Source organism: Sporocytophaga sp. (assembly GCF_017745095.1).
Taxonomy (GTDB): Bacteria; Bacteroidota; Bacteroidia; order Cytophagales; family Cytophagaceae; genus Sporocytophaga.
This window is the reverse complement of the sequence record NZ_JAGHZZ010000003.1, coordinates 106371-119265: the sequence shown is the minus strand read 5'-3', so window position 1 is coordinate 119265 and position 12895 is coordinate 106371. Positions and strand designations below refer to the sequence as shown.

Genomic DNA, 12895 nt, shown 5'->3' with positions numbered 1-12895 from the left:
TTATGGAACTTACAAGTTATACAAGTGATAAAATTAAGGTTATTTCATTTTGGGCTATGATTATGGTAGTTTTTATACATAGTTATAACCTTGTTCTTAAATTTAATTCATCCTCTTTAGTTTCTACTAACCAATATAATACTTTTGTACAAGGGTTTATTTCTGGAGGGCTTGCCAGAATCTCAGTACCAATATTTTTCCTTATTTCTGGTTTTCTGTTTTTTTACAATACGTCATTAACATCCGAATTGTACATTCAGAAATTAAATAAGCGCATAAAAACCTTGCTAATTCCTTATTTGATATGGTCTTTTTGGGGGCTTTTGTTCTTTTGGGGATTACAGTCTATGCCATATTCGAGCCAGTTTTTTAGAAATCAGCCAATCAGGCAGCTATCAGGTTATGAAATAATATTAAAATTGTTTGTTAATCCATTACCTTACCAGCTGTGGTTTATGCAAAATTTAATTTTTTTAGTTTTACTAACTCCAATCATTCAATTAACCATCAATAAGTTATCCTATTTAATTTTAGTGCCAATTCTGTCTCTTTATTTTCTTAATAAGAATCTTTACATAATTACAGGAGAAGCATTATTATTCTTTACCTTAGGTTCATTTCTTGCTATAAAAAAAGTTGTTGTCAATAGATTATGGATTAAAAGGACATCAATTATACTTTCAATAATTTGGATTCTTATTTTGATAATTAGAGTTTTAGTTATCAAGGAGCCGGAAAACGGCCCTTTTATAAAGGTAGCCAACCTTATAGGCATTGTGGCAGTATGGGGACTTTATGATTTGTTTCTTCAAAATGTTGAGTTTTCATCAAAATGGTATTTTGAATTGTTTTCTTTTTCCTTTTTTATATATGCATTTCACGAACCGGTCATGACTATTATAAAAAAGATGTTATTCTATATTTTGGGATTTTCAGAGATAAATGTCCTACTTATTTATTTTTTATCTCCATTTTTAACGATATTAATAAGTTTATTTTTTGCTATGTTATTTAAAAAGTACCAGCTGCGGTTTTATAATCTTATTACTGGGAATAGATAATCAATAGCTTGGCCTAGGCCATTAGAAGAAAATTGAAAGAAGTTTAAAAAATAATGAATAACATCACATTTATTATATTAACGTACAACGAAGAAAAGAATATAGGACAGCTTCTGGGCAATCTTAAAGATCTGCCTGGGGAGATCTTGGTTGTAGATTCATATTCAAACGATAAGACTATTGATATTGTAAAGGAAAGGAACGTATGTTTTCTGCAACACCCTTTTGAAAACTACTCTTTACAAAGAAACTGGGCTCAGGAAAATAATCCATTTAAAACAGACTGGGTCTTTCATCTTGATGCAGATGAAAGATTAACAGATGAATTAAGAAGTTGGTTAATCAATGACTTTAAGCCCACTCCGGAGATTGATGGATATATGTTTGGCAGAAGGGCAATTTTTATGGAAAGATGGATTAAGTCGCATTATAATTATCATCTAAGACTCTATAGATCTCAAAAAGGTGGATGTGAAGCCAAAGCCTATGATCAGCATTTTATTGTTAATGGGAAGACTCTGGTAATTAAAAGAAAAGATATAACCAGTGAAGTAGCTGATAACTTAAATAATTTCATTGCAAGTCATAATAAGTGGGCATTTTTGGAAGCTATTGATGTAATCCAAAATGAAGAAGGAGGAGAAGTAAAGGCATCATTTTGGGGCAGCCCTATAGAGAGAAAGAGGTGGATGAAGAACAATTTATTTCATAAAACCCCTCTTTTCATGAGAAGCTTTATATATTTTTTCTACAGGTATTTTATTCAGATGGGATTTTTGGATGGAAAAGAAGGATTAGTATTTCATGTGCTTCAGGCTTTCTGGTTTCGTTTTTTAATAGATGCCAAAGTGTTGGAGATTAAGCTTAAGACGAAGTCAGCAAATGAAGATTTAAAAGAAGTTCTAAGAAAAAATTACAATTATAGCCTACCAAAATAAGTATATTGACCAGGATAGGTATTAAAGCTGAAAAGAAAATAAATACTTATAGCTAAATCTGAAATGTCCAATAAAAAATTAGCAAAACTTGAAAGCATAAGAGGAATGGCTGCATTGTATGTTGTTTTTCATCATATAAATCAGCTTTATCCATTTAAATGGAATTACTTGAATTATTTATTCAGATTCGGACAAGAAGCTGTAATATTATTTTTTTTGATGTCTGGTTTCGTGATTTATTATTCAATATTTTCCAAGGAGAATCAGCTGAGAGATTTTAAAAGTTATTTCGTGAAGAGGTTCAAAAGAATTTATCCATTATTTATTATAGCTTTGTTGTTGTCATACATAACAAGTTGTATGTATTCAGGAAAAATTTTGCCTCCTCAAAGTGAAATTTTAATTGGTAACTTACTTAATTTGCAGGATTTTTCGGCAGGCAAACCTGGAGTTTGGGTTGATCCATATTATGGAAATTTACCCCTGTGGTCACTAAGCTATGAATGGTGGTTTTATATGATTTTTTGGATTATTATAAAAATTTCTATCACCAGACAATTTATAGGTGTATTAGCAATTTCTATGGTAGGTTTTATATCATATTCTATATTTCCCAATTCGGCTTCTTTAATTTTGACATACTTAATAGTTTGGTGGACAGGAGCTGAACTTGCTAAATTATATTTAATCAAAGGCTTCATTAGGTATAAAGATATTGGTCCTATTCTTATAGGATTAAGCATTGTTTCATTAATGCTTTTAATTCCAGTTATTAGATATCCTGGTTCGCTTCAAATAGGCTTACATCCGGTTCTTGAGTTAAGGCATTTTCTAGGTTCAATATTTTTTATTGTGATTGCCATAACGTGGCAACATTTTAAATTTCTAGGGTTTGACTTAATTTTTGGGATTTTTTCTCGAATAGCTCCAATTTCGTTTGGAATTTATATTTTTCATTATCCATTAGTTAAAGGAATTTCATATTTACCAATAAACTTTCCGATCTATATTAAGATACTAATAGTTTTACTTTTTGTTGGAGGGTTTTCCTATTTGATGGAAATGAAATTTCAAAAATATATCAACCAGCTTGGAATAAGAACGGCAAAAGTTAAAATGAGCAATTCTTAGTTGAATTATGGAGGAGCATTATCAAAATTTAAATACCTTCTCAGTCCCTCCACATTTTCGTGGTAGATCTGGTATTATTGTACAAATCTGGTGGGTTGTTGAAGCATTATTTTTCAATCCTTCTCCCCAAATTTTATATGGGTGGAGACGTTTCTTGCTAAGAGTTTTTGGTGCAAAAATTGGAAAAGGTGTCATAATAAGACCTTCGGTAAAAACAACGTATCCCTGGAAAGTATGCATAGGCGATTATTCATGGATAGGAGATGATGTAGTACTTTATAGCTTAGGGAAAATTAATATTGGTTGTAATGCCGTAGTCTCTCAGAAATCTTATTTGTGCACCGGCTCTCACGATTTTGAGAAAACTACATTTGATATTTTTGCAAAAGAAATTATTGTTGAAGATGAAGCCTGGATTGCGTCAGATGTATTTATTGGTCCTGGAGTAACAATTGGTAAAGGTGCGGTGGTGGGAGCAAGAAGTTCTGTATTTAGAAATATAGAAGGCGGATATGTTTTTGCAGGCAATCCCTTAAGGAGGATCAAAAAGAGAAAGGACGTTTCTGTTGAAATCATATAATGGACTTCGAGGTGTAAATGAGGATTAAAGTTTAATAAGTAAAAAAGTCAAAGTTACCTGAAATATAATGAATAAACTATACATTGAGAAGATTGATGCATTAAGAGGAATTGCTATCTTATTGGTATTATCATATCATACTTTACTTATAATTTGTCCTAATTTTGAGGCTAAAACATATTCAGACAGTGGATTTTTAATTATTAATAATATAAAATCGCTTATCTTAACTTTTAATCCAATAGGACAAGGTGCGATGGGTGTAGAACTTTTTCTTGTAATAAGTGGCTTTTTGATACATTTAAATTACTTGAAAAACGGCAGCTCTTTTAGCGCAAAGGAATTTTTTAGTAAAAGGTTTTGGAGAATTTATCCTCCATATTTTTTAGTTCTTATTTTCTTTTCCTTCATGCAAAAAGATTTCTCATTAAAAGGTTTTTTTGATATAATTACTCACGTTTTTTTTGTTCATAACTTAAGTAATAGAACATTTTTTGCAATAAATCCAAGCTTTTGGAGCTTAGCTCTTGAATTTCAGTTATATCTAATCTACCCTTTATACTTAGTTTTACTTAAGTATTTCAGTGCTTCAAAAACTACAATTATCGTATTATCATTAAATTTAGCTTTATCTATTTTTGGATGTGTATCGGGATACAATTCATTAACCTACACTGCTTTTGTTTTAAAGTTTTGGATTGTTTGGTGTTCTGGGGCATTTCTAGCAGACAGATACTACAATAAAAAAAGAATATTTTACAAACCTTTTGTATGGTTTCTATTATTCTATGCTTTGTTTTTAAGTTTTAAACTGTTTAAAGTTACATCCTTTTTTATGTTACTTCCTGCTTCACTTACGTGCTTAGCACTAATTGAAACCTTTTTACAAAATGAGAGTTTGAGTCGATTTACAATAAATAGGCTATTTATAAAAGTATTGACATTCATCGGATTGATAAGCTATAGTATATACTTAATTCATCAGCCAATTCTCGAAGGTTTAATACAATTTTATAAACCTAGTACAGAGGGACCCATTATAAATACTGTATTAGGTGTTACCTTAGCATATCTTACAATAATTCTAATATCATATTTGTTTTATAAATTAATTGAGTTAAGAAGTATTTCATTTGGGCAAAAAATACGTAAAAAAGGACTTCTTTCTACTAACACAAATGTGATGTCTGTGAAGGTTAGTAAATAAATGTAAAGATCATCTTTCAATAACCGCCCTTCTTGGCTGAAGGTATGGACAAGAAAGAACACTTGCAATCAAAACTTTACCTTCTTCAAATTAAGTATAGAAATAGTATTTATAATTTCCAGCTTTGAATAATACTAATTTTATATATTGTTTCTATTATAATATGTTCTTGGATTTTTTCAGATAATGATTTATGGAAGATAATCATAATACTCCCAGTATTTCTTCAGTTAGTATTCAAGTTTTCAAATAGTGGCCTTTTTTCAAATATTTCAGAAAAAAAACGTGGATGTTTCGGGACCTGATTATATTAAATAATCTTTAATATAAATTTTTAGATTTAACTGATTGAATAAGTATTTTTAGCGTTAAAATATCTGAAATAAATAATAACTTGAAAACCCATTTCGTGATTGAGGTGGAATTAAACTGGCCGGATAAAGCAGATTAATGAGAATTTTAGTATTTGGAATAAATTATGCACCTGAGTTAACAGGGATTGGTAAATATACAGGAGAGATGTGCGAGTGGCTTGCTGAACATGGTCACGAAGTAGAGGTGATTACTTCCATGCCTTATTACCCGGAATGGAAGATCAGAAAAGCTTATCAGGGCAGATGGTGGTTTACCGAAACGATTAATAAAGTAAAAGTCAGAAGAACTGTTTTTTATGTTCCGGAGAAAGTGACGGGGACAACTAGAATTGCTCACGAATTTTCCTTCTTATTATCCTCTTCAATCTGGTGGTTTAAATCCCTGTTTAGAAAATATGATCTTGTAATATCTCCCTATCCACCATTGATCATTGGGGCTTGGCCATATATATACTCAAGATTTCATAAGACGAAATGGGTATTTCATATTCAGGATCTACAGGTAGATGCAGCCAGAGACCTTGGCTTGATTAAAAATGACCGTTTATTAAATGTACTTGAGTACATGGAGAAGTTTTTCCTCAGAAAGGCCGATTACGTTTCCTCAATAAGCGATGGAATGAAAATGAAAATTCTCGGGAAGGGAATCGATGCAGGAAAATATATCATGCTTCCGAACTGGGTGGATACTGATTTTATCAGACCTATGCCCAAAAATGACTCTATGCGGAGTGAATTAGGGTTTGAGGAGAAAGATATTATCATCTTATATTCCGGAAATATGGGTGAAAAGCAAGGACTAGAAGCTGTGATTCCCATAGCTCAGAAATTTGCGGATAGATCAGAAGTGAAAATAGTTTTGGCGGGAGAGGGTGCCGCAAAAGAACGATTGATGAAAGAAACAGAAGCGAATCGTTTGAAGAATATAACCTTTCTTCCTATTCAGGCTTATGAAAAGCTCTCCGCATTTCTTGCTATCGCCGATTTTCATCTTGTATTACAGAAAAAAGCTGCTTCGGATTTATTGTTGCCTTCAAAGCTTTTGTCTATCCTTTCCGCGGGAGGATGTGCAATTGTGACGGCTGTGGACAACTCCTCACTTCATAAAATGATAGGAGAAACAAATGCAGGATGGCTCGCAGAGCCTGAAAATATAGGAAATTTGATCAGTATATTGGAAAAAGCTATTGATTCCCCTTTAGAAAATACTCTTAAAAAAGAAAACGCAAGGAAGTATGCCTTGAAATACCTAAATAAAGATGAGATACTGAAGGATTTTCAAAACGTAATTTCAGGTCTTTCGTAAAGAATTTTGTTTTATCTTCGCCCCAACAATATATATATAAAACGAGCAAGCAGCTCAAAATGAGAAAAGGTTACAGTAGGTTTTTAAAGTTAATAAGTTTATTGGGGGATCTGGCGATTCTGAATGCAGGATTTCTGGGTTCTTATCTTTATCTGAAATTACGTTATTACCTTGGGTATAATGACCATTTCGTATTTTTAACTATTCTCTTGAATCTCCTCTGGCTGGTAATTGTTCTTTTGCTCAGGATATATGATATCGAACGTTTTACCAGAATAGAAAGGATTTTGTGGAATATGTTCAAGGCTCTTGTCCTTCATGCTCTCACAATTTTTTCATTTATTGCCATAATTCATGGATATTACTATTCCCGAAGTCACCTTTTGCTTTCTTATGCAATTTGTATTGTTGGAATGGTATTTTGGAGGCTTGTTTTTTATTATTTGCTGAAAAGGTATAGGAGAAAAGGTGCTAATTTCAGACATGTAATTATTATTGGTGCTGGTTCAGCAGGTAATTCTATGCTTAATTATTTCAGATCTGAAAATTCTGCAGGATACAGGTTTCTTGGATTTTTAGATGATAATCCCGATAAATGTCTTCACCGGAACCTGATTATCGGCAAAGTGAGTGATTTACCAACAGTGGCCAAACGATTCAAAATAGACGAAATATTTTGTGCACTTCCCCTAAACTCTTCAAAGCTGATAAGAGAATTAGCCGAGTTTTCTGACAATAATCTAATTCGATTTAAAATAGTACCGGATTTCAGAGGATTTCTGAGCAAGAAGGTTAATCTGGAATTTTACAATTCAGTGCCTATTTTAACTATCAGAAAAGAGCCTTTAGAAAATGTCCTGAACAGGTTTGTTAAAAGGACTTTTGATATCCTCTTTTCTCTATTTGTGATTGTATTCCTCTTTTCATGGTTGTTCCCTCTTTTTGTTATACTTATTAAGCTCAGTTCGAAGGGGCCTATTTTCTTTATTCAGAAAAGATCTGGAAAGAATAATCAGGTATTTCCTTGCTATAAGTTCCGATCTATGAAAGTAAATCAAGAGGCTGACTCTAAACAAGCAACAGCAGAAGATCCTCGTGTTACTAAAATCGGGAAGTTTATGAGGAAAACCAATCTTGATGAATTGCCCCAGTTCTTTAATGTTTTCATTGGTAATATGTCAGTAGTAGGTCCAAGACCTCATATGCTTAAACACACTCAAGAGTATTCGAAAATAGTAGACAGATTTATGGTAAGGCACCTTGTGAAGCCGGGAATCACAGGTTGGGCTCAAGTAAGTGGTCTTCGTGGACAAACTGAGGACCCTAGAAAAATGATCAGAAGAGTGAAATACGATGTCTGGTATATTGAAAACTGGAGTCTGTTGCTTGATCTCCAAATAATCTTTCTTACTGTATTTAATATGATAAGAGGCGAAGAAAATGCCAAATAAATTGATATGAACTATTGGAGATCCCTGTTTATAGTGTTTATTTTTTTTGTGGAACATTTGCATGCTCAAGATTTTTTGCCTCTTAATAGAGAATTCCTTCTACCTTATGACAGAGCTCTAGCTCAAAAGAAAATTGAATTTCATACTGCAATAAAACCGTATAATTCTGCGGAGCTTGATACCCTTATCAATATAGATTCGTTGTATGATTTTAGACCGTTTAATATATCCAGGAAAAGACTGATGGGTCGAATAGCGGATAATTTGCTGAACAGACATCTTGTAAATGTTGATACTGCAGGTTTAGTCCTACATGCAGATCCATTGTTAAACGTAGATTTAGGAAGAGAAACTGTTTCCGGGAAAAAGGTCTATACTAATACGCGTGGAATTCAGGTATTTGGATCAATAGGAAAGAAAGTGTCCTTTTATACTTCTTATTATGAAAATCAGGCAACTTTTTCGCCTTACATTGACACATTTATCACAGAATATAAAGTAGTGCCGGGTCAGGGAGAGTCAAAACCATTTAAACCAGGGGAATTATCAAGAGCTTATGACTTTAATATGGCCTATGGTTGGGTTACTTATACACCGAGCAGATACTTTAATTTTCAGTTTGGGCAGGGAAAGAATTTTATTGGAGATGGTTATAGGTCTCTGTTGCTATCGGATAATTCTTTTGCTTATCCATTTTTAAAAGTCACCACATCTGTATGGAAGATTAAATATGTGAATCTTTTTACACAATTCCAGGATATAAGGGGAAGCCAGTTAGTTGTGAATGGTAAAGGAACTGGATATCCCAAAAAATTCGGGACATTTCATTTTCTAAGCATTGATATTGGAAAGTCATTGACAGTCGGTCTTTTTGAAAGTATTATCTGGCCGGGAGGCGATTCAACCTCGAAAAGGGGATATGATTTGGCTTATCTTAATCCGATAATATTTTATAGATCCGTTGAGTTTTCACAGGGAAGCTCAGACAATGCTTTAATGGGGTTAAATCTGAAATATAAGATAAACAGTAAATGGTATTTCTACGGACAATTTATTCTTGATGATTTTAAACTGGATGAATTCAAGAATAAAGATTATAGGTACCAACAGAAATATGGATATCAGATAGGCACAAGGGTCTTTGATCCTTTAAATATTAAGAATCTAGCACTTCAGGGAGAATACAATGTAGTAATGCCATATACTTATTCTCATCGGACAATAGAACAGAATTACAGCCATTATAATCAAGCCCTTGCACATCCTCTTGGTGCTAATTTTAAAGAGTTAGTGACAATTGTTGATTATCGATATAGGAGATTTTTTATTGAATTAAAGTATATCTATACTCAATATGGAGTAGACACTGGGAATGTGAGTTATGGCAAGAATATTTTTATTCCAGATTATGGAGGAATTTACAATGGAGTGAATTACCAATTCCCTTATGCAAAACATCCGGCACAAGGTCCTAAAAATAACCTGCATTATCTGGAGTTTAAAGCTGGTTATTTGATAAATCCTAAAACCAACATGCGATTAACATTCAGCTATGTTAACAGGATAATAACTGGTTATGGAGATCCAAACAGTATGACTCACTATTATTCAGTTGGTTTTTCTACCAATTTGCAGAATTTTTATTATGACTTTTAACTATTATCAGAAATAATCAAGGTTTCTTGTTTAGTTCACCTTCAACAATCATTGATTTCCAAAAATAGGGAAAACGTCCCTGCCCCCTGAATATTTTTTTACTTTATATCCGCATTCGATAAGTATGTACCAATTGTATCACTTGCGTAGAGATAATTGTGTCAAATTTCTTATCTATAATTTCAACTGGAAGATTGTTGTCTGAAATATGCTGAAAAAAAAACTTTGGATGGTTTTTAAAGGCAATGTTTATACTTGTTTCAGAAGCATCAATTCCATAAATATCATATCCCATTTCCCGAATAGCTTTTGTCATCAAGCCATTGCCACAGCCAAGATCCAATATGCATTTGTTTTTTTTATCAAGAAGGTCAATGATTTTTGGTAAGATGTAATTTGTTGAATAAGCAGCTGAAGTACTGCAATTGAATAAAATCCAGGTAATCGTTCATATTGTTTTATTAAAAGTTGACTTGATTTAATGAATTATTTATAAAGTAGGGACTAACTCTCAATTGGAAAAATGAAAAAAAAGGCCTGATTTATGTGTTTTAAAATGAAAAAATAGGAATAATACTATCGTTAAGCGAGAGTATTCTCCAACAGGCAGAAAAGTGATAGAATACTTATTGTTTTAAGATCATTTAAAATTCTTCTGTTCAGCAGAAGGATTTTAAATGAAATATTAATTTAATTTTAAATTAAAAAGCCCCAAAAATTATTTTGGGGCTTTTAGGAATTAATTGATTGTAATCACAATCTACTAGTATGTCTTTCTTAAGAATCTTGGGCTTCTGCCTCTAAAGTTATTGATATTGGATACAAAGGTGTATCTTGCTTTTACCTGAAATACAAAATATCCATCATTTCTTTTCGGATTACCTCTCTGGAAATTTTGAGTTTCTCCTGATTTTATCTTGTTCGAAATATCTCTGGCTACAGGATTTGTAAATTGGCTGTCATCCAAGAATTTATAAGAACTTGCGTCATCCAGATAATCTGTGAAAGTGAACCTGTAACCACCTTCAACCATAAACTCTAATTGTCTTGTATACTTAATTCTAAAACCTACTCCCACTGGGATGATTGCTGTGACCGGGCTATATGATTTACCTTCTGTATGCAAAGGTCTAAGTTTATACCATTGCCCATTCAGTGAACCGTAAGGGTTGAAGTAAGTAATTCCTACTCCTAAGAATGCGTAAGGATTTATAAGTTTTCTACGTCTGAAATGTTTGGTATATGGATAGTAGTCATATACTCCTGCAACATATGCTTCCAAATTTCCGGATCTGAAATCAAGATTTCTTTCCTTATGCACATCATTTGATGCTAATCTTACATAGTTTATTTCCGCTCTTCCATATATGTTGGGATTAAACCTGTAAGCCATGCCGATTCCGAAATTAGGTCGGAATTGCATACAATCAAACTTATCACACAAATCACCATAGTAAGATGAAAGACCCAGCTGGGCTGTAACGCTAAGCTTCTCCTGCATTAAATATCCAGACCTGTTTACCAGTCGGTTATGTCTTGCCTGAGAGAAACCCAAGTGGGAAAACAATAAACAAAATATTGTAAAAATGTAAAGTTTTTTCCTTGATTTCATTTTGTCTTAAAGATCAAAAAACTGAAAATTCTTTTCCAGTTTAAAATTAATAATAATAATCAATTTTTAATAACATATTTGAATTAAAAACCAATTTAAACCGTTTTGGTTAAATATTTCTTAAAAGAGACACGATAAAAGCAAAATCATATACGGATTTTCGCAGATTTTGTTAACACTTCAAAAGTATTTATGAGAAAACTCCTTTATTTACTGTTGGTTACATTGTTTTTGGGTGGATGTGACTCGAAGGGACCACAGGGGCAATTGTCCTTTTTAAATAAAAAAAGTGATATTTCTAATAATGTAAAAATTGCAGAGAATTATTATACTCTTAAAGTAAACCTGTCGCAGTCACAAAAAACAAAATCCGCCAAAATAGAAGACCTTGTTCAAAAACTGGGACGGTCAAAACAGTTTAATGGATGTGTCCTAGTTTCCGAAGATGGGAAAATCATCTATGATAATTTTTATGGATTTTCTGATTGGAGAAAAAAAACTCCTCTTTCTGACAGTGCTTCCTTTCACCTCGCATCTGTTTCGAAGCAGTTCACTGCGATGGGAATAATGATGTTGAGTGAAGAAAAGAAAATTTCTTTAGATGATGACATTCAAAAGTACCTACCCGAAATTCCTTACAAGGATATTAAAGTCAGAAACTTGTTGAATCATAGTTCCGGAGTGCCTAATATTCTCAATTATCTTCCTAATTTTTTCTGTTATTGGGATAGCTGCGAAATTGCCAAAAACAAAGATTTGATTTACATATATAAAAATTTTCATCCACCGGTGCAATTCAGACCCGGGAGTAGATTCTCATATAATAACAGCAATTATGTACTTCTGGCTGAAATTATAGAAAGAGTCTCCAAGCAATCTTATGAATCATTCATAGAAGATAGAATTTTTAAGGCTTTGGGAATGAATAATTCTCATGTATATAATATTAATGATGAGGGTAAAATCAGAAATAGGGTAAGAATCTATGGTCCTTACAGGGGCGGACATAGTTCAGATGAAAATGATCTCAGAAATGGAATGGTTGGTGAAAAAGGAATCTATTCCTCAGCAATTGACCTTTTTAAATGGGACCGTGCCTTGGCAAAAAACATTCTGGTGGCTGATTCTACAATAAAAAAAGCATTCGATTATTCTGTGCTGACTAATGGTAAGCGTATAAATTATGGGTTTGGATGGAGAAAAGTTAAAAATGAGCCGGACATCGTCTATCATTTTGGACACTGGAGGGGAGCTAATACTTGCATTATCAGATTTACAAAGGATAATAATTGTATTGTTATTTTAAATAATACCAGCAGCCGAAGGGTGAAATACCTTGCCCAGCAGATAATTTCGATCCTTTATCAGGACAGAGGTTTTGAACCGGAATTTTAAAATATTTACAGGTTTGATTTTCCAAGTGAAAAGTGCTTTAAAAGAAAAAGGTTGCTTAAGTATAGGCAACCTTTTTCTTTGAGTAATACTTTCAGAGAACTGAACTTAGTTAAGTTAATCATTGCTACAAGTTGAACAAAAGATATTATTGGGGTGAATTATAATATACAAAATGACCAAATAC

Annotated in this window: 11 protein-coding genes; 9 read left to right on the top strand and 2 right to left on the bottom strand. The window is 32.6% G+C overall.

From position 1 onward, the window contains the following. Positions 1–2: 2 nt before the first annotated feature. The 8 genes from J7604_RS05695 to J7604_RS05660 all read left to right on the top strand — a co-directional run bounded on the left by J7604_RS05695 (position 3) and on the right by J7604_RS05660 (position 9704). The gene (locus tag J7604_RS05695; protein ID WP_367113552.1) at positions 3–1061 is read left to right on the top strand and encodes an acyltransferase family protein; all 1059 of its coding nucleotides are present in this window, start codon (positions 3–5) and stop codon (positions 1059–1061) included. A 53-nt stretch (positions 1062–1114) separates the two neighbouring features. After that, positions 1115–1999, top strand: coding sequence for a glycosyltransferase family 2 protein (locus J7604_RS05690; RefSeq protein WP_293892394.1), 885 nt, complete (start codon positions 1115–1117; stop codon positions 1997–1999). Between the two features lie 63 nt (positions 2000–2062). Next, positions 2063–3130, top strand: a complete 1068-nt coding sequence (locus J7604_RS05685; RefSeq protein ID WP_293892391.1) for an acyltransferase — start codon at positions 2063–2065, stop codon at positions 3128–3130. A 7-nt stretch (positions 3131–3137) separates the two neighbouring features. Then, positions 3138–3710: a putative colanic acid biosynthesis acetyltransferase gene (locus J7604_RS05680; protein WP_293892388.1), complete on the top strand. Its 573-nt coding sequence runs from the start codon at positions 3138–3140 to the stop codon at positions 3708–3710. 67 nt (positions 3711–3777) lie between these two features. Further along, positions 3778–4917 carry an acyltransferase gene (locus tag J7604_RS05675; RefSeq protein ID WP_293892385.1) on the top strand — a complete coding sequence of 380 codons (1140 nt, stop codon included), beginning with the start codon at positions 3778–3780 and terminating at the stop codon, positions 4915–4917. Positions 4918–5367: 450 nt separating this feature from the next. Continuing rightward, entirely contained in the window at positions 5368–6597 is a 1230-nt protein-coding gene (locus tag J7604_RS05670; protein ID WP_293892382.1) for a WcaI family glycosyltransferase, read from the top strand. 59 nt (positions 6598–6656) lie between these two features. Next, positions 6657–8048, top strand: a complete 1392-nt coding sequence (locus J7604_RS05665; protein ID WP_293892379.1) for an undecaprenyl-phosphate glucose phosphotransferase — start codon at positions 6657–6659, stop codon at positions 8046–8048. Between the two features lie 6 nt (positions 8049–8054). Further along, positions 8055–9704 (top strand): hypothetical protein, encoded by a 1650-nt coding sequence (locus tag J7604_RS05660; protein ID WP_293892376.1) that lies wholly within the window; start codon positions 8055–8057, stop codon positions 9702–9704. A 103-nt stretch (positions 9705–9807) separates the two neighbouring features. Here J7604_RS05660 and J7604_RS05655 read toward each other — a convergent pair whose 3' ends face one another. Both J7604_RS05655 and J7604_RS05650 read right to left on the bottom strand, forming a co-directional pair. Continuing rightward, positions 9808–10083, bottom strand: coding sequence for a class I SAM-dependent methyltransferase (locus tag J7604_RS05655; RefSeq protein ID WP_367113556.1), 276 nt, complete (start codon positions 10081–10083; stop codon positions 9808–9810). A gap of 384 nt (positions 10084–10467) precedes the next feature. Then, positions 10468–11316: a DUF6089 family protein gene (locus J7604_RS05650; protein WP_293892373.1), complete on the bottom strand. Its 849-nt coding sequence runs from the start codon at positions 11314–11316 to the stop codon at positions 10468–10470. A 192-nt stretch (positions 11317–11508) separates the two neighbouring features. On the opposite strand from J7604_RS05650, the gene J7604_RS05645 reads away from it, so the two are divergent. Beyond that, complete coding sequence (locus J7604_RS05645; RefSeq protein WP_293892370.1) at positions 11509–12711, top strand: serine hydrolase; 1203 nt, start codon at positions 11509–11511, stop codon at positions 12709–12711. The last annotated feature ends 184 nt before the right edge of the window (positions 12712–12895 follow it).

Excerpts from the sequence above, each read along its gene's own strand:
- J7604_RS05695 (WP_367113552.1), top strand. The coding sequence starts at position 3 with ATGGAACTTACAAGTTATACAAGTGATAAAATTAAGGTTATTTCATTT.
- J7604_RS05690 (WP_293892394.1), top strand. The coding sequence starts at position 1,115 with ATGAATAACATCACATTTATTATATTAACGTACAACGAAGAAAAGAAT.
- J7604_RS05685 (WP_293892391.1), top strand. The coding sequence starts at position 2,063 with ATGTCCAATAAAAAATTAGCAAAACTTGAAAGCATAAGAGGAATGGCT.
- J7604_RS05680 (WP_293892388.1), top strand. The coding sequence starts at position 3,138 with ATGGAGGAGCATTATCAAAATTTAAATACCTTCTCAGTCCCTCCACAT.
- J7604_RS05675 (WP_293892385.1), top strand. The coding sequence starts at position 3,778 with ATGAATAAACTATACATTGAGAAGATTGATGCATTAAGAGGAATTGCT.
- J7604_RS05670 (WP_293892382.1), top strand. The coding sequence starts at position 5,368 with ATGAGAATTTTAGTATTTGGAATAAATTATGCACCTGAGTTAACAGGG.
- J7604_RS05665 (WP_293892379.1), top strand. The coding sequence starts at position 6,657 with ATGAGAAAAGGTTACAGTAGGTTTTTAAAGTTAATAAGTTTATTGGGG.
- J7604_RS05660 (WP_293892376.1), top strand. The coding sequence starts at position 8,055 with ATGAACTATTGGAGATCCCTGTTTATAGTGTTTATTTTTTTTGTGGAA.
- J7604_RS05650 (WP_293892373.1), bottom strand. The coding sequence starts at position 11,316 with ATGAAATCAAGGAAAAAACTTTACATTTTTACAATATTTTGTTTATTG.
- J7604_RS05645 (WP_293892370.1), top strand. The coding sequence starts at position 11,509 with ATGAGAAAACTCCTTTATTTACTGTTGGTTACATTGTTTTTGGGTGGA.